This window comes from Devosia sp. CN2-171 (assembly GCF_049354815.1).
Taxonomy (GTDB): domain Bacteria; phylum Pseudomonadota; class Alphaproteobacteria; order Rhizobiales; family Devosiaceae; genus Devosia_A.
The window spans coordinates 1,219,416-1,239,313 of record NZ_CP186479.1; the positions used below are offsets into that span (position 1 = coordinate 1,219,416).

Genomic DNA, 19,898 nt, shown 5'->3' on the forward strand with positions numbered 1-19,898 from the left:
CCTAGATCGTCTCGGTGACCTTCTTGAGGTGCGGCGGCCGGTCGGGATCGAAGCCGCGTCGGCGGCTCAGCGCCTCGACGAAGCCGTAGAAGCTGACGATCAGCGCCAGAGCATCGGTAATCGCATGCCCCGAAGCCGCGAAGGGCAGCCGTTCGGCGCTCCGCGCGTTGATCGAAGTGATGAACACTCGCGCCCCTTGCCCGGCGAGCCGCTCGGCGACTTCCGCCACGGACGCTTCGGCCGCATCGCGCGCCGCCAGGGCCAGCACCGGGAAGTGGTGCTCGACGATACGCGCAGGGCCGTGGATCACCTCGGCAGCGCTATATGCCTCGGCGTGAATGCCACAGGTTTCCTTGAACTTCAGCGCCGCCTCGCTGGCGATGGCCAGCGCCGGTCCGCGCCCCAGCACGTAGAGCGACTGGTGCTTGTCGAGTGCGCCGAGCAGCGGCGACCAATCGCAGTGAACAGCCTCTTCCAGCACTTGCGGAAGTGATTCCAGTGCCGCCAGCAAGGCCTTGTCTTCCAACCAGTTTCCGACGAGCCCAAGGCCCGCGACCACCGAAGCGACAAAGGTCTTCGTCGCCGCCACCGACTTCTCCTCGCCCGAGCGCAGGGCGATCGTGTAGTCGGACGAAGCGGCCAGCGGCGAGTCGGGTGTGTTGGTCAGCGCAAAGGTCAGCGCACCGTTGCGCTTGGCCGATTGCGTCATCGCCACGATGTCCGGGCTCTTGCCCGATTGCGACGTGGCAATCGCCGCGGTCCGCCCCAGCTTCAGTTCGCGCCCGTAGATCGAAACGATCGACGGCCCGACCGAGGCCACCGGCACCCCGGCCAGCAGCTCGATCGCATACTTCAGGAACGACGACGCATGGTCGGATGACCCGCGCGCAATGGTGACGATCGCCGCCGGATCCCGTTCCCGCAGCGCCCTGCCCCCGCGCACGAAATCATCGCGGCCCTCGGCGAGCAGCCGGGCGATCGCTGCTGGGGTCTCCTCAACCTCCTGGCGCATATGGCTGGCATTGGTCTTCGGATCGGTCACGGTCAGGCTCCAACTCTCAGTTCGGCGACGAAATCATAGGTGTCGCCGCGATAGACGGAGCGTGTCAGCTCGACCACCTTGCCGGATGGCAGGTAGGCAATGCGCTCGACATAAAGGGCGGCGGCCCCGGCGGGAATTTGCAGCAGGCGGGCGTCGTCCTCGCCAAGATTGGCAGCGCGAATGCGCTGGATGGCACGCACCGGCCGGTTGCCGGATGCCTCGAGGTGCTCGTAAAGCGAGGATGTGATGGCCTCGGGGTCGGGCAGCGTCATCGAGGACAGCGTCGCGCGCTCGATGGCTAGCGGCGCATCGCCGGTGAGCCGCAGTCGCTCGATCCGGGCGACCCGTTCGCCGGGCGAAAGCCCGAGAATCATCGTCTCCTCGGGCGACGGCGCATAAATCCCGCGATCGAGCCAGATCGCCCGCACCGCCATGCCGCGCCGCGCCATGTCCTCGGTGAACGAGGTGAGCTGGCTCAGCGATTGCTCGACGCGGTTCTGCTGCGGTGCCACGAAGGTGCCGGAGCCATGCCGCTGCACCAGCACACCATCGCGCACCAGTTGCTGTACGGCCTTGCGCACGGTAACGCGGGACACATCGACCTTGGCGGCAAGATCCCGCTCCGACGGCAGGGCGTCGCCGGCCTTCACGGCCCCGCGCGCCACCGCGTTCTCGATCCAGCGCTTGAGCTGCAGGTAGAGCGGCCCACCCTGGGGCAGGATAATGGCTCCGGAGCCGAAGAGCGTGTCGGATGTATCAGTCATGGGCACCCGTCTTTCGCCTGTGAAATAATACCAATGAGATACCATTGGCAAGCATAAACCGCGGCTCGCTTGGCAAGTGGTACTTGTTTGGCATCAACCCGAATGGCTATCGCGTGCTGGTGGTTCACCCGCTAACATGTCAGCCATACTCTCCCTCAAGCGGCTAATTTCATGCGCATTCTCGATACCCACCTGCACCTGATCTATCCGGATCGGTTCTCGTATCCTTGGCTTGCAGGCGTGCCGGAGATCAACCACGCCTGGACCGTCGAGAGCTACCGGGCCGAAGCCGTCCCCCTCGGCATCGAATCGGCTCTCCACATGGAGGTGGACGTCGCCGAGCCCCAGATCGCGGCCGAATCCGAGTTCGTTCTCACGCTCGATCGAGTGGTCGGCGCCATCGCCAGCGGCCGGCCGGAGCGGTCGGGGTTCGAACAGCACCTCGAAAAGATGCGCGATCTGGGCGGAGTGAAGGGAATCAGGCGGCTGATCCAGGGGCAACCGGCCGAGATGAGCCAGACCCAGACCTTCATCGACAACATCCGCCTCCTGCCGCGCTACGGCATGACCTTCGATATCTGCGCCAAGTCCCACGAGCTGATGCTGGCGCCGCCGCTGATCAAGGCCTGCCCCGACACCCAGTTCATCCTCGACCACTGCGGCAACCCCAAGATCGCCGAGCGCGAATGGGAGAGCTGGACCACCCGCATGGAACGGATCGCCGAGCTGCCCAATGTCGTCTGCAAGGTCTCGGGCATCCTCGCCAACGTCACCCCCGAGTGGACCCTCGAGGAGGTCCGCCCCTATGTCGAATTCGTCATCGAAACTTTCGGCTGGGACCGCGTCGTCTGGGGCAGCGACCATCCCGTGGTGACGCTCTTCGCCAACCTCACCCGGTGGGTCGAAGCCAGCCGTGAAATCGTCTCGGGCGGGAGCGTGGAAGAGCAGGAGAAGCTGTTCTTCCGCAACGCAGAGCGGGTCTACGGGGTGAGCTGACGCCACGCGTCGGAGGGGGTGCGCCAAGGGCCCAAATCCTGCCTACCCACCAGCTGTCATCCCTGCGAAGGCAGGGATCCAACTTTCCACCTGTGCCGGCCGATAGATGGATCCCAGCCTGCGCTGGGATTACACCGGGGTGTAGCGCGAGGGTGGTGCCTCGTGCCATCGCCCGCACCGGGTCATTCCGGCGGAGGCGGGAATCCAACATGAGATCCTTCAGCCTTCACCGCGGGTAGAGGCATCTCGAGATGGACCGGCTTGCGCCGGGGTGACACCGCACGTGGGGCAAGAAATCTTGTCCCCCTCACCCCGGACCCATGCGACTCTCCCGCCCGTCCGCTGCACCGAAGCTAGATCATGACGAGTGGTTGGTGCGGTGGAGATTGGGTGATGGTGGAGTCGTTCGCCATCAGGCCGAAAGCACGACGGCATGATCCGGTTCGCCGGGGACGCCGCTAGCACGCGGGAGCCGTCCGATGCGGGATGGCTCGAAGGGACAAGGCTGCCACGCATGAGGCAGCCGCAGAGGCGGGACGGTATCCGGTGGATTCCGGCCGTTTGCAGCCGGCAGGTTCCTCGCGATGCGGCACGGGATGCGCCCGAGCCATCGTGCCATACGCCCAAAACCCCGATCGGCCGGCGAGGCGTGAGCCTCACTTACATTGCGGACTACCCGCGAGGGGCAAACGCCTCGCCGGCACGTCGCTTCGCTCTTTGACATCCTCCGGGGCCAACGGCCGCCGGATGCATCAGTTCGTCTCACCCCCCATCGGCCGTCATCCCGGCGAACGCCGGGACCCATTGCTCGAAGGGTGGTCTGGATGCGGGCCGGCCCGGTTCATGCCGACAGGCGGGCAGGATCAGCGCGCGTTCAGAACTCCAGCCGTGGGTCCCGGCGTTCGCCGGGATGACGGCCGGTGGGTGAGCCGCTTGATGCGGCCATCCAATCCCGCACGCACTAATGCTGGCTATGCAGCCCGCCCGGCTCGGAAATCTCATGCAGGGCCCGGCCGCTGCTCATACCGTCCGCCAGCGACACGTCGCCCAGCGAAATCATGCCGATGAGTCGCTTCTGACGGCTGAGCACCGGCAGGCGGCGGACCTTGAACTCGGCCATCTGGTCGGCGACGTCCTCGAGATCCTCGTCCTCGAAGCACCAGCGCGGGCTCGAGCTCATCACCTGCCGTACCTTGGTCTCGGGGCCCATGCCCTCGGCGACCGCGCGGATGCAGATGTCGCGATCGGTGATCATCCCGACCAGCCGGTCGTTCTCACCCACCGGCATCGAGCCGGCGTCGATCTCGCGCATGGTGCGCGCCACATCACGGATGGAGTCATCGGGTGCACACAACTCGACATCGGTGCTCATGCATTCACTGACTTTCATGGCCGTTCTCCCTTGTCAGAACCCAGCCCCGGAACAGGAAACCCGCGGACAGGCCCGCGGGTTCATCGTCAGATCGGGAATAGTTTTGCGTTCAAGGGCGTGTTGCCTGTTCGACCGGGCTTGCGAAATCCCACGCCATGGCTTCAATCACGCAACGCTAGGAAACCCGCCGCTGTGCACGACCCGATCCTCTTCATCCTCGCCGTGCTCACCCTGCTCGGCACACCCGGACCGACCAACACGCTGCTCGCCACGTCGGGCGCGGCCTCAGGCATCAGGCAGTCCCTGCCACTGCTGGGCGGCGAACTGGCGGGCTACCTGATCGCGGTAGCCACAATTCGCATCGTCCTCGGGCCCGTGATCCACGCCTTCCCGCTCGTCGGCATCGCGCTCAAGCTGGCCGTGGTGCTCTATCTCGGCTGGATCGCCTATCGGCTCTGGACCCACGACGCCGCCCTCACCGGTACGCAAACCGTCGGCTGGCAGAGCGTGTTCGTCACGACCCTGCTCAACCCCAAGGCGCTGATCTTCGCGCTCAGCATCATCCCGACCGAGGATCCGCAATTGGCCTGGTATTTCGTGGCCTTCGCCCTCGCCGTCCCCAGCGTCGGCTTCGGCTGGATCCTTGTCGGTCGCGTCATCGGCGCAGCCTCAGGCGATCGCAACGCCAGCCTCGTCCGCCGCATCGCCTCGGTGACGCTACTGGGTTTCGCCGGACTGATCGCGGCGTCGGTGCTGGGCTAGAGCGCTTTCGGGAAAGAGGCCTGTCCCCCGCGAAAGCAGGGACTGCAGACTTTTCTTCCCGGACTTGATCTGGGGATCGAAGGCCCGACAAACCAGGGCTTGGCCGGCTATGCAGGCTCGCGGTCTCGCTCCCGCTCGAATAGGCCGAGCTTGACCATCTCGTTGCGGAACGCATCGGCGAGGTCCGGCCGATCCAGTGCGAACACCACGTTGGCGGTTAGGAACCCGAGCTTCGACCCGCAGTCGAAGACCTTGCCCTCGTACTTCACACCGGTGAAGTCCTGGCTCTTGATCAGCACCTGCATCGCATCGGTCAGCTGGATCTCGTTGCCGGCGCCGCGGGTCTGCTCGCTCAGCAGGTTGAAGATCTCGGGCTGCAGGATATAGCGACCGGAAATGAAAAGGTTCGAGGGCGCGTCCGCCGGCTTGGGCTTTTCCACCATGCCGGTGATCCGGAAGCCATGATCCGGGCCGGCTCCCCGGGCCACGATGCCGTAGCTCGACACGTCCTTCGGATCGACCTCTTCCACCCCGACGATGTTACCGCCCGTTTCCTCATAGGCCTGCATCATCTGCTTCAAGACACCCGGCCGCGCCTTGAACACCATGTCGGGGAGCAGCAGCGCGAATGGCTGGTCGCCGACCAGCTCGCGGGCACACCAGACGGCATGGCCGAGCCCCAGCGGTTCCTGCTGGCGGGTGAAGCTCGATTGCCCGGCCGACGGCAGGTCCTTCTGCAGCTCACGCAATGCCTGGCTCTTGCCGCGAATTTCGAGCGTATGCTCGAGTTCGTACTGGCGGTCGAAATGGTCCTCGATCACACCCTTGTTGCGGCCGGTCACGAACACGAAGTGCTCGATCCCGGCTTCCCGGGCTTCGTCGACCGCATACTGGATCAGCGGACGGTCGACGACCGTCAGCATTTCCTTGGGCATGGCCTTAGTGGCCGGCAGGAAGCGGGTCCCGAGACCGGCAACAGGGAACACGGCAGTCCGTACGCGTTTGGGCAAGATGGGCTCCGAAATTCTCTAGTGGTAAGCGATCGGGTTGCTGGTTCAGTTCACCTGTCGGCGCCCGATCGGGAAGTAGGAAAGACCGGCCTCTTCGACGGCGGTCGGCTCGAACATGTTGCGACCGTCGAAAATGACCTTCTTGGACAACCGCGCGGCAAGCGCATTGAAGTCCGGGATGCGGAAGGCTTTCCACTCGGTGACAATCACCAACGCATCGGCCCCCTCGATCGCTGCATCCTTGCTGTCAACAAAGGCGATGCCGTCATGCGCTCCGTTGAGATCGAGCGCGAAAACGCGCTTCGCCTCGTCCATCGCCACCGGGTCGTAGGCCCTGACTTTGGCGCCCCGCGACAGCAGGTCGGCGATCAGCACACGGCTGGGTGCGTCGCGCATGTCGTCGGTGTTGGGCTTGAAGGCGAGACCCCAGATGGCAAAGGTCAGGCCCGTCAGGTCGTCGCCGAAGCGGGTGCGAATCTTGGCGCCCAGCACTTCCTTCTGCGCTTCGTTGGCCTGCTCCACAGCATCGAGAATGCGAAGCGGCTTGCCACGATCGGCCGCAGTGCGGCGGAGGGCGCTCACGTCCTTGGGGAAGCAGCTGCCGCCATAGCCCGTGCCGGCATAGAGGAAGCTATAGCCGATGCGGGGATCGGATCCGATGCCACGCCGCACCAGTTCGATGTCGGCGCCAAGGTCCTCGGCGAGGTTCGCGAGCTCGTTCATGAACGAGATGCGGGTCGCGAGCATCGCGTTGGCGGCATATTTGGTGAGTTCGGCCGAGCGAACATCCATGACCATGGTGCGGTCGTGGTTGAGCGTGAAGGGCGCATAGAGATAGCGCATGAGCTCGAGGCCACGGCGGCCGGAGGTGGTCTCATCGGCGCCGATGACAATCCGGTCGGGGCGGCTGAAGTCGGCTACCGCGGCGCCTTCCTTGAGAAATTCCGGGTTGGAGACCACGGTGAAATCGGGCTGGCCCAGCCTGATCCGCTCGTCGGCGTCGGCGGCGTAGCCGCGCTTGACCAACTCCTCGGCAACGGCGGCCGCAACCAGGTCGCCAGTGCCGACCGGGACGGTCGATTTGTCCGCGATGACCTTGAAGCCCGTGAGGTGCTGGCCGATCGAGCGGGCAACCGCCAGCACGTATTTGAGGTCGGCCGAGCCGTTCTCGTCCGGCGGCGTGCCGACTGCGACGAAAATGACCTCGGCGTGATCGACACCCCTCGCTATGTCGGTGGTGAACTCGATCCGCCCGGCCTCCCGGCTGGCCGCGACGATGTCGTCGAGGCCCGGCTCGTAGATCGGCAACCCGCCATTGTTCAGCAACGCAACCTTGGCTTCATCGACATCGACGCAGACCACATGATTTCCGGCATCGGCCAGGCACGCACCGGTGACCAACCCGACATAGCCGGACCCGAACACTGTAACTTTCATTCAACGCCTCGAACGGTTCAGCGCAACATACATAAGCGAGGACCGCTTGCAGCAACTATCATTCCGGTTCCGGGAACCGACCGCCAGGGCAGCACATTGTGCTCCCGTGGTCGGCAGCGGCCGCCCCACTGCCCCCGGAGTGTCCCGTTTCTCTAGGCTCCGCCAAGGATCGCGGACCAGCACAAGATCAATCTGCAGCTCTCGCGGACGTTACCAATCTCGTGCGCTCTCCCCGAAGTCCTACATAACAGCCATGCGCTGAATGCAGGTTTGAACCAGCAAGGCTGGTGGATTTCCGGGGCAAATGACCTCAAAAGGTCTAGTCCGCGTCCGTCCCGCCGCCTCGATCCGGACAATTTTGCCCTTGTATTGTCTAGTTATTGTTACCTTAACATGCCCCTATGGGAGGCGTGAGGTGCGGGACGTGATCCGCAGACATCGGCGACTTGGGGCAGTTGATGAGTGACATCTATGACAGCGCGCCACAGTTCTACCGGCTGCGCAACCGCACAGCGGTAACGAGCGACCCCCGGGCCAAGAGCCCGCCGGCGATAGACTGGACTCATCCGAAGCACTCCGTCACGCTGAAGAGCGGGCTTCCGCTTAGCATGACATCCGGAACTCCGGTTGCTCCGCCGGACAGCAAGGCGCTGAAGTTCCAGCTCCTCCTCAAGCGTGTGCTCATCGATATTCCGCTTTCGGCCATGGCGCTGATCGTGCTCTCGCCGCTGCTGCTCGGAGTGGCACTTGCCATTCGCCTGACGTCCAAGGGCCCTGCCTTGTTCAAGCAGACTCGCGTCGGCCTCGATGGTCGCGAGTTCAAGATGCTCAAGTTCCGCTCTATGCGAACCGAGGCCGGCGACCATACCGGCGTCAAGCAGACGGTTGCGGCCGATGACCGGGTTACGCCCATCGGGCGTTTCCTGCGTGCAACCAGCCTCGACGAACTGCCGCAGCTCTGGAATATCCTCGTCGGCGACATGGCCGTCATCGGGCCGCGGCCCATGGTGCCGGGCCAGCTCGCGGCGGGCGTCGACTACAATCAGGTGGTTCCCTATTACGACTATCGGCACCGGGTTAAGCCCGGACTCTCAGGGTGGGCGCAGGCGAACGGACTGCGTGGCCCCACTACGGACATCGTCTCGGCGAGGGATCGCATAGACCACGACTGCGCTTACGTGCAAAACTTCTCCCTAGCCCTCGATATCCGGATCATCATTCAGACACTCGCGCGCGAGTTCTTGACGGGCTCCGGTATCTAGCCCCTCGGCACCCACTTAACGAGTGACATCTTGAGTAAACGTGTTGCACTGATCACTGGCATAACCGGCCAGGACGGCGCCTATCTGGCCCGGCTCCTGTTGGAGAAGGGTTATGTTGTCCACGGTATCAAGCGGCGGTCGTCGTCGTTCAATACCGGTCGCATCGAGGACATCTACCAGGACCCGCATGTCGAGGATCCGCGGTTGATCCTGCACTATGGCGACATGACCGACTCCACGAACCTGATCCGGATCGTGCAGGAAGCCCAGCCTGACGAGATCTACAACCTGGCCGCCCAGAGCCATGTGGCGGTCAGCTTCGAGACTCCCGAGTACACCGCGAACGCCGATGCCGTCGGCACGCTGCGGCTGCTCGAGGCAATCCGAATCCTCAAGCTGGAGCAGAAGACCCGCTTCTACCAGGCGTCGACGTCCGAACTTTACGGACTGGTGCAAGAGGTGCCGCAGAAGGAGACGACGCCCTTCTATCCGCGCTCGCCCTACGCCGTGGCCAAGCTCTACGGCTACTGGATGGTGGTCAATTATCGCGAGGCCTACGGGCTGCACGCCAGCAACGGCATCCTGTTCAATCACGAGAGCCCCCTGCGCGGCGAAACCTTCGTGACGCGCAAGATCACCCGTGCCGCCGCGGCGATCCGTTTGGGCAAGCAGGATAAGCTGTTCCTCGGCAATCTCGACGCCAAGCGCGACTGGGGCCACGCCGAGGAATACGTGCGCGGCATGTGGTTGATGCTTCAGCAGGAGCACCCGGACGACTACGTACTCGCCACCGGCGAAACCACGCCCGTGCGTTCCTTCGTCGAATGGGCCTTCGCCGATGTCGGTGTCGTGCTCGAGTGGCGCGGCTTCGGTGTCGAGGAAAAGGGCTATGACTCCGTGACAGGCAAGTGCCTCGTCGAAGTCGACCCGCGCTACTTCCGTCCTACCGAAGTGGACCTGCTGATCGGTGACCCCACCAAGGCCCACGAGAAGCTCGGCTGGACGCACACCAAGTCCGCGCGAGAAATCGCCCGGGAGATGGTCAACGAGGATCTCAAGACCATGCAGACGGCAACCGTCATGAAGGAAGCCTGATGTACGATCTCAAGGGTAAGCGCATCTGGGTTGCCGGCCATCGCGGGATGGTCGGCTCCGCCGTGGTGCGTCGCCTTGAGCGCGAGGACTGCACGATCCTGACGGCAACGCGCTCCGAACTCGACCTGACGCGCCAGGCAGATGTCGAGCGCTTCGTTCACGACGCAAATCCAGACGCGATCGTCCTGGCAGCGGCCAAGGTCGGCGGAATCCTTGCCAATGACGCGTATCCAGCCGATTTCCTGTTCGAGAACCTGCTGATCGAGAACAATATCTTTGGCGCAGCACACGCCTCCGATGTCGGACGGCTGCTGTTCCTCGGTTCGAGCTGCATCTACCCCAAGCACGCACCTCAGCCGATCACAGAGGACGCCCTGCTCACCGGCCCGCTCGAGGAGACCAACGAGTGGTACGCGATCGCCAAGATCGCCGGTATCAAGCTGACGCAGGCGTTCCGCAAGCAGTATGGCCGCGACTACATCTCGGCCATGCCCACCAACCTCTACGGGCCGGGCGACAATTTCGACCTCAAGACCAGCCATGTGCTGCCGGCGCTCATCCGCAAGGCGCATGACGCCAAGCTGGCTCATGCCGAAACGATCACGGTATGGGGCACGGGCACGCCGCGGCGCGAATTCCTGCATGCGGACGACTGTGCCGACGCGCTGGTCTTCCTGTTGAAGGGCTATTCGGGAGCCGAGCACGTCAATGTCGGCTCCGGCGAGGATCTGAGCATTTTCGAGCTCACGCAACTCGTCTGCCGTGTGGTCGGCTATGATGGCCGGATCGTCCACGATCTCTCGAAGCCTGACGGCACGCCGCGCAAGCTGATGAGCGCCGACAAGCTGCGCGACATGGGCTGGACTCCCAGCATCGCGCTTGAAGATGGCATAACGGAAACATACCGCTGGTTCCTAGAACATGACGCAAAGGGGAAGGCGGCATGAAGGTCCTCATCGTCGGGCTGAACTACACGCCGGAGAAGGTCGGCATCGCGGTTTACACCGCAGGCATGGCCGAGGCGCTGGTTGCCCGGGGACACGAGGTCCGGGCCATCGCCGGCAACCCCTACTATCCGACCTGGCGGATCGCCGAGGGCTACAATGCCTGGGCCTACTCCAACGCCACCGAGCACGGCGTCCGCGTTAGGCGCGTGCCGCACTACATTCCGGCCGAGCCGAGCGGCTTCAAGCGCCTGCTCCATCACGCCAGTTTCGCGGCCACGGCGTTGGTCCCGGCCTTGTGGACGGCACTGACGTTCCGGCCGGATGTCGTCCTCACCGTCGCGCCGTCTCTGGTGGCAGCACCGGTGGCGCGGATCGCGGCATGGGTCGCGGGTGCTCGCAGTTGGCTGCATATTCAGGACTTCGAGGTCGAAGCTGCCTTCGCGACCGGGCTCCTGAAGGGCGAAGGCCGCGGGGCACGGATGGCACGCTGGTTCGAGCGGACCGTACTCACGAGTTTCGACCAGGTGAGCTCGATCTCCCCCGCCATGTGCCGCCGTCTCGTCGAAAAGGGCGTGCCCGGCACCCGGGTGATGGAGCTCCGCAACTGGGCTGATGTCGATGCCGTGCGGCCGATGAGTGCCCCCTCGCCTTACCGGCAGCAGTGGGGAATTATGACCGAGCACGTCGCGCTCTATTCGGGCAACATTGCCAACAAGCAGGGCATCGAGATCGTCCTCGATGCCGCCCGGCAACTGCAGCAGCGGGCCGACCTCACCTTCGTGATCTGCGGCGAGGGTCCTAACCGCGCCAATCTCGAGCGTCAGGCGATGGGCCTCTCCAATCTGCAGTTCCACGACCTGCAACCCAAGGAGCGGCTCAACGAGTTGCTGGGCCTCGCCACCGTCCACCTTCTCCCGCAGATCTCGGGAGCCGCCGACCTGGTCCTGCCAAGCAAGCTGACCAACATGCTTGCCTCGGGCCGCCCCGTCGTTGCGACGGCAGAGTCCGGAAGCGGGCTCTACGACGAAGTCGATGGATGTGGCCTGCTCGTCAAGCCGGGCGATGGTCCAGCATTCGCTGGAGCGATCGGGCGCTTGCTCGACGATCGCGAGCTATCGAGCGCACTTGGAGCAGCGGCGCGCCAGCGTGCCGAGGAGCACTGGGCCAAGCAGGCGATATTGAAGCGCGCCGCGGATATCATGGAAACGGGCGCCTCGGCGGTTGCGGTTTCTGCATTCGCAGAAACCATCCGATGACGCGCTACGGCTGCCCATGGGTTGGCGCGTGACAGCACGAAAACTCCTCTCCAGCCAGGCGGCCCTGGCCGCCACAACCGTGCTCGCAAGCTTCCTCGGGATAGCGCTGAATCTCTGCCTGCCCTTCCTTCTGCACGCGGAGGAATACGCGCGATATTCCCTGCTGCTCGGCTTCGCGCAGGTCACGGCAAGCCTGCTGTTCGAGTGGCTGCGGATCGGCGTCATCCGCTACTCGCAGACTTCTGATCCCGCAGCCGACCAGGATCGTCGTTCCGTCATGGCCGCCGCGTACCTGGCGGTGAGCGGAGCCCTCGGCGTCCTGGCGGTAGCCTTCGCCCTACTGTCCACTTTGAACGCTGGCTTCAGTCCGGTTGCGCTTGTTGCGGCCATCGCTGCGCTGCAGGGGATATTCGATGGTCAGCAGGCCGCCTCGCGGGCGAGCTTCTTGAATTTCGCCGTCTCCAGCCGCACGATCCTCCGTGCAGTCCTCGGCCTCGTGGGCGCAGTGGCCGGCGGTCTTCTTTTTGGCACCGGCGAGGCAACCCTGATCGGCTTTGCCCTGGCCTACCCGCTCAGCAGTTTCTTCTCGGCGCGGCGGCAACTGACTGAATGGTCGGCCACTCCGCCGAAGTTCGCAGCTCTACTGCCCCTCGTCCGCTTCGGCGTCCTAGCGGCGACAGGAACCAATCTCTCGATCGCCATTCCGGCTGCGCTTCGCAGCGTGATCGTCGGATCGGTTGGCCTCGGCGAGGCCGGTGGGCTGCTGCTGATCGTCGACCTGGCCCAGCGGACATTCTCGACCATTGGCACGTCGATCAACGTGGTCACCGTGCAGAACGCCATTCGCGCCCACATATCCGACCGCCCTGAGCGCCTGCACGATGCCCTCCGCCCGCACCTGGTGCTGCTCGCTGCCTCCGGCTTTCCGTTCGTCCTCTGCTACCTGACGCTTGCGCCGCAGATCCTGGGCGGTTCCTTCCTCCCCGAATCCTACCGAGGCGGCTTCGGTACCAGTGGTCTGCTGCTGATGCTCGCCATCTTTGTCATGACCGTCCGTCAGTATTCGATCGACAGCCTGTTCGTGGTGTTCGGGCGCTCTCTGCTTGCCCCTGTCGGGGCGGTCACGACGTTGGCCCTGCTGATCGCAGCTGCCCCGGCAGTGACGCTGCTGCACCCCTCAACGGCCATCACCATGACGGCGCTACTGGCTGCGTCCGTTGTCGGAACTGCCGCGGCCATCTTCTGTCTCGTTGCGACAGCGAAGGTACCGTGGCCGTTCAGGGATCTATGGCTGACGCTTGCTGCTGCGCTTCTTGTGACGCTGCCGGCGTGGCTGTTCGCCGCCACGATTGGCCCCTTCCATGCGCTCCTGCTGTCCGCTGGCCTCGGCCTCGTGTACCTGGCGCTGCTCGCAGTGGGGGATGTCGCGGGTTCGAGAGCCGTACTCGCGAGTGTCGCAAGGTGGGTTCCCCGGCGCAGCCGAGGTTGAGTTGTCCGGAACAAAATACACCGGCTAGGTCATCGCGAGTTGTCCTGATGGTCGTCTGCAGAATCGAGATGGGATACAGCTAGTTGAAGGTTCTTTATGTCGGTCCGAAGCACGGTCAGTCGCGTCTCATGGCCGAAGCCATCGAGAGACGCGGCCACCAGGTGCTGCACACCGACCCCTACGCCGAGATCACCAAGAACAGGCTGGTCGAGTATTGGTCATGGCACACGGGAGCCCTCGGCACCTCGTTGCTTGCCGAGCAGACGGTACGGAGAGATGTCGGGGATGGACACTTCGATGTCGCACTTGTCGATAATGGTGAGGTAATCAGTCCCCGAACTGTCGACTTCCTCAAGTCGCGCTCCACCGGCGTCTCGCTGTTCCTGCGCGACAATCCGTTTGTACCGCGGGACGGCCTCAGGTGGCGGACCCTGCTGGCCGCCCTGCCTCGTTACGACCTCTTCGTCACCCGGCGAACGTCGACGGCTCAGGAAGCGACATCACGCGGAGCCAGGTCCGTGATGCATACGACGCTCTTCGCCGATGAGATGCTGCACCAGCCAAAGCAGCCAACCGCTGAGGAGCAGGCGAAGTATGGGGCGCCCGTATCGTTTGTCGGCACATGGTTTCCCGAGCGCGGCCCCTTCATCGAGACGCTTGTGCGACGTGGCGTGCCCCTAAAGGTGGTCGGGCACCGCTGGTCGCGGGCCGCCAACTACAAGACCTTCGAACATGTCGTACTGCCGGGCTATCTCAACCCTCGCGAGTACTCTGCGGCGGTGCGCAGCTCGTCCATCGCGATCGCAATGCTATCGAAGGGGAACGCGGACCTGCACACGGCGCGATCGCTGGAAATCCCGGCGATGGGCGTCCTATTCTGCGCCGAGCGAACGTCCGAGCACCTCGCCATGTACACGGAGGGCGAGGAGGCCGTGTTCTGGTCCTCGGCCGAAGAGTGCGCGGATATCTGCCTTGCGCTCCTCAAGGACCCGGATCGCATCGCGCGCATTGCTGATGCAGGCCGCAGGCGGGTCGCCGCGAGCGAGCATTGGACGGAGCCGACGATGGAGCGAATCCTGACCCAGACCCTGGAAGCTGCAAGGAGCTGACAATGAAGCGTGCCTTCAGCGCCATCATGGCAACCGACAGCTCCAACTCACTGCGCTGAGATGGAATCCGGTCTCGAAATTGCGGTTTGCGTCGTCGTCCTGATCGCCGTGGCGTGCGTCGGCCTGTTCTATTGCGTGCACTTCACGAGAACATCGGGAACGTTCGCCAATACAAAGACAATGCTATTGGCGAACTTCGTCGTTGTTCAACCGATCTCAGGTGTGGTGCATCTCATGCACCTGGGCGCAACGCGCGGCTATATCGACCTCCTGAACTACCCCATCGAGTACGCGGCAACAGCCACGCTCGGGGTTGTTGTCGCCATCGTCGGGCTGGTGCTCGGCGCGAGCGGCGGACGCCGGGCGACGCCGGGCGCAGCAGTGGTCCCGCATTTCACATTGGTCGACAAGCGACTAACCCTTCTGTTGATCGTGATAATGGGCGCGCCGGCGCTGTACGGAGTGCTCCAGGTCAGCGAGATCGCCGCGAGCATGGGGTCAACGCGCATCATCGGCCTCGATGGCGGGACGGCCCGCTTCGCGTTCCTGTCGCACTGGTTCACCTTCATCGTAACGCTGGGCGCTGCTCTTGTGCTCGAGCGGTTCAACTCTCGAAACTCAGGCGCTGTCTTCCTCACCGTGGCGGTGAGCGTCGTCCTCATTGCAGGTGCACTGCTTTGGTCGGGAGGACGTTCGATCATTCTGCTGATGGCCATGCCCCTGGTCCTCTACGCTCTGCCCAGGATGAAGCCCATTCAAATACCGGCGCTGGCGTTCGGCGCCGTCGCCGCGGCGATCTACGCGATTGTCGTCTCGGACATCCGCTCGGCCAGCTTGACCGCAGGGGCCGGCGTCAACCTTGGCAACTGGCTCGACTGGGAATGGGGCCGCTTCTCGATAATCGGCACCTCCTTCGAATACGTACGGTCCAACGGCTTCCTGTACGGCGAGACATTGATTGCCGGCCTAGCGAATGTGTTCAATCCCCTGCTCGGGTTGATCGGCCTTGGAGGCATCGGAGGCAATCTGCTTGTCTCCACGGATATCCCTAGCCGCGTACTGTACGGCGACTTCTCGCGGTTCTACATCGTGCCTGGGTTGAGCGCCGAGCTTTACCTGAACTTCGGTATTCCAGGCATCGGAGTCGTGTACTTTCTCCTGGGCCGGGCCAGCCGCTGGATAGACGGGCGCATCCGAAACAACCCCAACGCAATCAGCGTTCTGCTCCTTTCCTTCCTGTCGGCCCTCGTAGCGTTCCGCTCGATCCTGTCGGATTCCGCTACCCTATTGTTCTACATCTTCTATTCCGGCACCCCACTGTTGGTGGCTGCCGGCCTCTCCTCGCTACTCCGGGCCCGACGCGGCGCTTCCGCGGGGCAAGCCACCGCTTCCACGAAGGCGCGGCCGGCGCGAGCACGAATGCCCCCCCCGATTGCGAGGTAGCCTCATGACAACGCCGCCCAGAAGCGCTGCCCCCTCGCACATGCCGGTCCTCGATGGCTGGCGCGGCGTTGCCGTATTGGGCGTCTTGTTCGGCCACTTCGTCACCATCCAGGGCATCAATCTCGGCCGATTTGGCGTGGAGCTTTTCTTCGTTCTGAGCGGCCGCCTGATGGCCGAGATTCTGTTTGTCAGAAGCGCAGAGCTGCCCCGATTTTATCTCCGCCGCTTTGCCCGCGTTTATCCGGCACTCTTCGTATTTGTCGTTGTCACGACGCTCGCGTCCCAACTGCTTCCGGGATTTGCCGTAGACTGGATGGCCGCGCTGTCGTCACTGACCTTCGTATACAACTACGTCGGGGCCTCTGGCCTCCGCTCGCCGTTCATGGACCACCTGTGGTCGCTATGCATTGAGGAGCACATCTACATCGTCCTCGGTATCATCGCCTTTGGGAGCCGCCGGTTCGGTGCACCTGCTCCCACGATCATCCTGGCACTGGCGATCGCCTTCATCCTGAACGGCTTTGTGCAGTCCTACGCGCTGGGGCTCGACTACTACGCGGTGTACTGGCGGACCGACGTTCGGGGCGCTTCCATCCTCCTTGGCGCGGCTGCTTTCCTCCTTATGCGGCAGTGCGCGTTTCCGCCTCGGGTAAGCGGCATGCTGGCGGTCGTTTGCGGATTGCTGGCAATCGGGCTGAACGTCAACTTGGTGCCCGATCCGATCAAATACAGCGTCGGATCCGCGCTACTCGCGGTGACCGCGTACTCGATAACCGACGCCCCAGCTTTCGTCAGAACCGTGCTCGCTTCCCGATTCCTGGTCGTGACGGGTGTTGCCTCGTATTCGCTCTACCTGTGGCAGCAGCCCTTCGCTCAGGTGGGTCAGAGCTTTATGCAGCACATGATGCTGTTGCCGCTGGCATTGATCGCCGCCGCCGTGAGCTTCCTGCTGGTCGAGTCTCCGCTGCGCCGTCAGCTCAACAAGCAGATCGATCTCTGTTTGACCAATGTGCGGGCAACACCCCGCTCGGTGACCTGAGTGCGCCATGCGCGCCCCAGATGACATACAAACTCAACACACCAATGGTCATGCTGTGAATATCCTTGGCACTTGCGCTGGTAACGACGGTTGCCGATGAGAATTCTCCACATCGTCTCCAGCATTGATCCACGCACCGGCGGTCCGGCGGAAGCGATCCGCAGTGTTTCCGTGGCTCTCAAGCAGCGTAAACACGAACTGGAGGTCGTTTCTCTCGATACCCCCGACGCTTCCTACGTCACGGACTTCGTCATCGATGCGGCCGGGGTCGGACCGGTCCCGGCAAAGTATGGCTATACGCCGAAGCTGGCCGAGTGGATCGAGGCGAACAAGGAGAGGTTCGACGTCGCCATCATCCACGGCCTGTGGAATCACAGCTCGATCGGGGGCCGCGCCGCACTCCTGAAGGCGAAGATTCCGTACGTCGTCTTCACCCACGGAATGCTCGACCCCTGGTTCAACAGCGTGCAGCCGGTCAAGCGCTGGGCCAAGCAGCTCTTCTGGCTGGCGGCACAGAGCTGGGTCCTCGTCGACGCGCGAACGGTGCTGTTCACCTGCGAAGAGGAGCGCACGCTTGCGCGGCGAGCCTTTGTCGGACCGCGCTATAGGGAACGCGTGGTGGCGTTCGGCGTGGAGGAGCCACCTCCGGCCGGAACCGATGACCCTGCCGGGTTTCGCGCAAATGTGCCCGGGCTTGGTGACGCGCCCTACATCCTGTTCCTCAGCCGTATCCATCCCAAGAAGGGCTGCGACATGCTGGTGGAGGCGTTCATTATGCTGGCGTCCGAGGTGCCAGACCTGCACATTGTCATCGCCGGACCGGATCAGGTCGGCGAGCAGGCAGCCCTGGAGACGGCGGCAAGAAAAGGCGGGGTATCCGGCCGAGTGCACTTTGCCGGGATGCTGCAAGGATCGGCCAAGTGGGGCGCATTTCGTGGCGCCGAGGCGTTCATCCTCCCATCTCACCAGGAGAATTTCGGCATCGTCGTCGCGGAGGCGATGGCCTGCGGGACACCTGCGCTGATCTCGAACAAGGTGAACATCTGGCGCGAGGTCGAGGAGACCGGCGCGGGCCTGGTCGAGCCTGACACCGTTGAAGGCACCTATGCGCTTATGAGAAACTATCTGGCGCTATCGCCACCCGAACGGGCCGCGATGCGGCAGCGCGCGCGTGCCGGCTACGAAGAGAAGTTTGGCCTCGAGGCCGCGGCCACTGACCTGGAGGCCGTATTGCTCGAGATCGGCGACAAGAACCAATGACAAAGCATTACTCAACGTCCGAGGGCATTCTGGACGCCGGCGATAGCGGGGGCGTCCGTGGCGGCGCGTACTTCTCGCTGCAGCACCGCCTGTTCCGGGCCGTCTGGAACATGACCTGGCTCCTCTTCGCCGCGTGGACGCCTCCCCCGTTGCATGCGTGGCGACGTTTCCTGCTCCGCTTGTTCGGCGCCAAGATCGGGCGCCACACCCGGATCTATGGCAGCGCCAGGATCTGGTATCCGCCCAACCTCGAAATGGGGGACTACTCGGTCCTCGGCTGGCGGGTGAACTGCTACAGCCAGGGACGGGTGGTCCTCGAAGAGTACGCGAACGTGGCGCAGTACGTGCACTTGGTGACGGGCAGCCACGACATCGACAGCCCGACATTCCAGCTCTACACGCGGCCGATCCGCATCTGCCGCCACGCCTGGATCGCCTCCAATGCCTTTGTCGGACCGGGCGTCACTGTCGGCGAAGGCGCGGTCCTCGGCGGCTGCGGCGTGGCCTTCAAGGATCTCGAGCCATGGACCGTCTACACCGGCAACCCGGCACAGCCCTTGCGCAAGCGCTCACCGTCCAGCGTCGTCGACGCTGGCAACGCCAAAAACGAGAACTGAGGTACTGATATGCCGGACAGGCTCCTAATCACCGGCGGCTCGGGCTTCATCGGGGCCGAGGTTGTTTCCCTGGCGCTGAAAGCCGGCCTCGAGGTTCGAAATCTCGACATCGCCGAGCCGCGGGCCGAGCAACATAAGCCGCTATGGCGGCGGGTCGACATCCGGGATGCGGCGGCGGTGAGCGCCGCGGTCGCGGAGTTCGACCCGCATCGCGTGTTGCACCTCGCCAGCGATATCGACGTCAACATCCGGACCCTTGAAGAGTTCAAGACGACGATCAACGGCACCTCGAACGTGCTGGCCGCCCTGCCCCGTGCGCAGTCCCTGAAGAGCTTCGTCCACACGTCCACGCAGTTCGTGGTCAAGCCGGGCGTCGAACCGACCAGCGAGCGCCACTACGACCCCTACACGATCTACGGCGAGGCGAAGGCGCTGACCGAGCAGGCGGTGTGGGCTGCCAATCTCACCGTGCCCTGGTACATCCTGCGCCCCACCATCATCTGGGGCCCCTACCACCCCTCGTTCGCCACGCAGATTTTCCGGCACATGCGAACCGGCCGCTATCTGCACCCGGTTTCCTCGCGGCCCATTGTGCGCACTTTCGGCTACGTGACGAATGTGGCCGAACAGATGGTGAGTTTCTCGCTGCTGGCCGATCCCGATCCCGCCCGGCACGTCTTTTACCTCGGGGACGCCAGCATCAACTACGACAGCTGGGCCGATGCCTTCTCAGTGGGATTGACCGGCCGCCCGGCCAAGCGGATCCCGGTTTTCGCGCTCAAGACGCTAGGCATGGCCGGTGATCTGGTGAAGGCGGTTGGCTTACCGAGCCCGATCGATTCCGGGCGCGCTTTCCGCATGAGCACGGCGAGCAAGATCGATCTGAAGCCGACCTTCGATGTGGTTGGGCCCCCGAGCATCGATTTCGACGCGGGCGTCGGGCACACGCTGGCGTGGCTGCGGCAACAATACGCCGCTTGACGGCCAATCTCGGCATT

General features: G+C 63.8%; 18 protein-coding genes. 13 read left to right on the top strand and 5 right to left on the bottom strand.

The features are described from left to right. Position 1: 1 nt before the first annotated feature. Positions 2–1,012 (bottom strand): SIS domain-containing protein, encoded by a 1,011-nt coding sequence (locus tag ACOYW5_RS06170; protein ID WP_423069412.1) that lies wholly within the window; start codon positions 1,010–1,012, stop codon positions 2–4. Positions 1,013–1,044: 32 nt separating this feature from the next. Next, positions 1,045–1,806, bottom strand: a complete 762-nt coding sequence (locus ACOYW5_RS06175) for a GntR family transcriptional regulator (protein ID WP_423068374.1) — start codon at positions 1,804–1,806, stop codon at positions 1,045–1,047. A 171-nt stretch (positions 1,807–1,977) separates the two neighbouring features. Between ACOYW5_RS06175 and ACOYW5_RS06180 the strand changes: the two genes are divergently transcribed. Next, the gene (locus ACOYW5_RS06180; RefSeq protein ID WP_423068375.1) at positions 1,978–2,802 is read left to right on the top strand and encodes an amidohydrolase family protein; all 825 of its coding nucleotides are present in this window, start codon (positions 1,978–1,980) and stop codon (positions 2,800–2,802) included. Between the two features lie 961 nt (positions 2,803–3,763). On the opposite strand, the gene ACOYW5_RS06185 is transcribed toward ACOYW5_RS06180, so the two are convergent. Then, entirely contained in the window at positions 3,764–4,192 is a 429-nt protein-coding gene (locus ACOYW5_RS06185; protein ID WP_423068376.1) for a CBS domain-containing protein, read from the bottom strand. Positions 4,193–4,366: 174 nt separating this feature from the next. Between ACOYW5_RS06185 and ACOYW5_RS06190 the strand changes: the two genes are divergently transcribed. Further along, positions 4,367–4,936, top strand: a complete 570-nt coding sequence (locus ACOYW5_RS06190) for a LysE family translocator (protein ID WP_423068377.1) — start codon at positions 4,367–4,369, stop codon at positions 4,934–4,936. A 107-nt stretch (positions 4,937–5,043) separates the two neighbouring features. Here the strand turns inward: ACOYW5_RS06190 and galU are convergent, their stop codons facing one another. Both galU and ACOYW5_RS06200 read right to left on the bottom strand, forming a co-directional pair. Continuing rightward, positions 5,044–5,946 (bottom strand): UTP--glucose-1-phosphate uridylyltransferase GalU, encoded by a 903-nt coding sequence (gene galU, locus ACOYW5_RS06195; RefSeq protein WP_423068378.1) that lies wholly within the window; start codon positions 5,944–5,946, stop codon positions 5,044–5,046. Between the two features lie 45 nt (positions 5,947–5,991). After that, positions 5,992–7,383 (bottom strand): UDP-glucose dehydrogenase family protein, encoded by a 1,392-nt coding sequence (locus ACOYW5_RS06200; protein ID WP_423068379.1) that lies wholly within the window; start codon positions 7,381–7,383, stop codon positions 5,992–5,994. Positions 7,384–7,829: 446 nt separating this feature from the next. Here ACOYW5_RS06200 and ACOYW5_RS06205 point away from each other — a divergent pair, with 446 nt between their 5' ends. The 11 genes from ACOYW5_RS06205 (at position 7,830) to ACOYW5_RS06255 (ending at position 19,881) form a co-directional block, all read left to right on the top strand. Continuing rightward, positions 7,830–8,645, top strand: coding sequence for a sugar transferase (locus tag ACOYW5_RS06205; protein WP_423068380.1), 816 nt, complete (start codon positions 7,830–7,832; stop codon positions 8,643–8,645). A gap of 30 nt (positions 8,646–8,675) precedes the next feature. Then, positions 8,676–9,740 (top strand): GDP-mannose 4,6-dehydratase, encoded by a 1,065-nt coding sequence (gmd, locus tag ACOYW5_RS06210; protein WP_423068381.1) that lies wholly within the window; start codon positions 8,676–8,678, stop codon positions 9,738–9,740. After that, positions 9,740–10,687: a GDP-L-fucose synthase gene (fcl, locus tag ACOYW5_RS06215; RefSeq protein ID WP_423068382.1), complete on the top strand. Its 948-nt coding sequence runs from the start codon at positions 9,740–9,742 to the stop codon at positions 10,685–10,687. Before gmd ends, fcl begins: the two co-directional genes overlap by 1 nt. Continuing rightward, entirely contained in the window at positions 10,684–11,943 is a 1,260-nt protein-coding gene (locus ACOYW5_RS06220; RefSeq protein ID WP_423068383.1) for a glycosyltransferase WbuB, read from the top strand. Before fcl ends, ACOYW5_RS06220 begins: the two co-directional genes overlap by 4 nt. Positions 11,944–11,959: 16 nt before the next feature. Then, positions 11,960–13,432, top strand: a complete 1,473-nt coding sequence (locus tag ACOYW5_RS06225) for a hypothetical protein (protein WP_423068384.1) — start codon at positions 11,960–11,962, stop codon at positions 13,430–13,432. Between the two features lie 128 nt (positions 13,433–13,560). Continuing rightward, positions 13,561–14,541, top strand: a complete 981-nt coding sequence (locus ACOYW5_RS06230; RefSeq protein ID WP_423068385.1) for a CgeB family protein — start codon at positions 13,561–13,563, stop codon at positions 14,539–14,541. Between the two features lie 60 nt (positions 14,542–14,601). Next, on the top strand, positions 14,602–15,984 hold the full coding sequence (locus tag ACOYW5_RS06235) for an O-antigen polymerase (protein WP_423068386.1): 1,383 nt from the start codon (positions 14,602–14,604) through the stop codon (positions 15,982–15,984). Between the two features lie 40 nt (positions 15,985–16,024). Next, positions 16,025–17,023, top strand: a complete 999-nt coding sequence (locus tag ACOYW5_RS06240) for an acyltransferase family protein (protein WP_423068387.1) — start codon at positions 16,025–16,027, stop codon at positions 17,021–17,023. A gap of 96 nt (positions 17,024–17,119) precedes the next feature. Further along, complete coding sequence (locus ACOYW5_RS06245) at positions 17,120–18,283, top strand: glycosyltransferase (protein ID WP_423068388.1); 1,164 nt, start codon at positions 17,120–17,122, stop codon at positions 18,281–18,283. Further along, on the top strand, positions 18,280–18,900 hold the full coding sequence (locus ACOYW5_RS06250) for a putative colanic acid biosynthesis acetyltransferase (RefSeq protein WP_423068389.1): 621 nt from the start codon (positions 18,280–18,282) through the stop codon (positions 18,898–18,900). Before ACOYW5_RS06245 ends, ACOYW5_RS06250 begins: the two co-directional genes overlap by 4 nt. A 9-nt stretch (positions 18,901–18,909) precedes the next feature. Next, positions 18,910–19,881, top strand: coding sequence for an NAD-dependent epimerase/dehydratase family protein (locus ACOYW5_RS06255; protein ID WP_423068390.1), 972 nt, complete (start codon positions 18,910–18,912; stop codon positions 19,879–19,881). The last annotated feature ends 17 nt before the right edge of the window (positions 19,882–19,898 follow it).

Excerpts from the sequence above, each read along its gene's own strand:
- ACOYW5_RS06170 (WP_423069412.1), bottom strand. The coding sequence starts at position 1,012 with ATGCGCCAGGAGGTTGAGGAGACCCCAGCAGCGATCGCCCGGCTGCTC.
- ACOYW5_RS06175 (WP_423068374.1), bottom strand. The coding sequence starts at position 1,806 with ATGACTGATACATCCGACACGCTCTTCGGCTCCGGAGCCATTATCCTG.
- ACOYW5_RS06180 (WP_423068375.1), top strand. The coding sequence starts at position 1,978 with ATGCGCATTCTCGATACCCACCTGCACCTGATCTATCCGGATCGGTTC.
- ACOYW5_RS06185 (WP_423068376.1), bottom strand. The coding sequence starts at position 4,192 with ATGAAAGTCAGTGAATGCATGAGCACCGATGTCGAGTTGTGTGCACCC.
- ACOYW5_RS06200 (WP_423068379.1), bottom strand. The coding sequence starts at position 7,383 with ATGAAAGTTACAGTGTTCGGGTCCGGCTATGTCGGGTTGGTCACCGGT.
- fcl (WP_423068382.1), top strand. The coding sequence starts at position 9,740 with ATGTACGATCTCAAGGGTAAGCGCATCTGGGTTGCCGGCCATCGCGGG.
- ACOYW5_RS06220 (WP_423068383.1), top strand. The coding sequence starts at position 10,684 with ATGAAGGTCCTCATCGTCGGGCTGAACTACACGCCGGAGAAGGTCGGC.
- ACOYW5_RS06225 (WP_423068384.1), top strand. The coding sequence starts at position 11,960 with ATGGGTTGGCGCGTGACAGCACGAAAACTCCTCTCCAGCCAGGCGGCC.
- ACOYW5_RS06230 (WP_423068385.1), top strand. The coding sequence starts at position 13,561 with ATGGCCGAAGCCATCGAGAGACGCGGCCACCAGGTGCTGCACACCGAC.
- ACOYW5_RS06235 (WP_423068386.1), top strand. The coding sequence starts at position 14,602 with ATGGAATCCGGTCTCGAAATTGCGGTTTGCGTCGTCGTCCTGATCGCC.
- ACOYW5_RS06240 (WP_423068387.1), top strand. The coding sequence starts at position 16,025 with ATGCCGGTCCTCGATGGCTGGCGCGGCGTTGCCGTATTGGGCGTCTTG.
- ACOYW5_RS06245 (WP_423068388.1), top strand. The coding sequence starts at position 17,120 with ATGAGAATTCTCCACATCGTCTCCAGCATTGATCCACGCACCGGCGGT.
- ACOYW5_RS06250 (WP_423068389.1), top strand. The coding sequence starts at position 18,280 with ATGACAAAGCATTACTCAACGTCCGAGGGCATTCTGGACGCCGGCGAT.
- ACOYW5_RS06255 (WP_423068390.1), top strand. The coding sequence starts at position 18,910 with ATGCCGGACAGGCTCCTAATCACCGGCGGCTCGGGCTTCATCGGGGCC.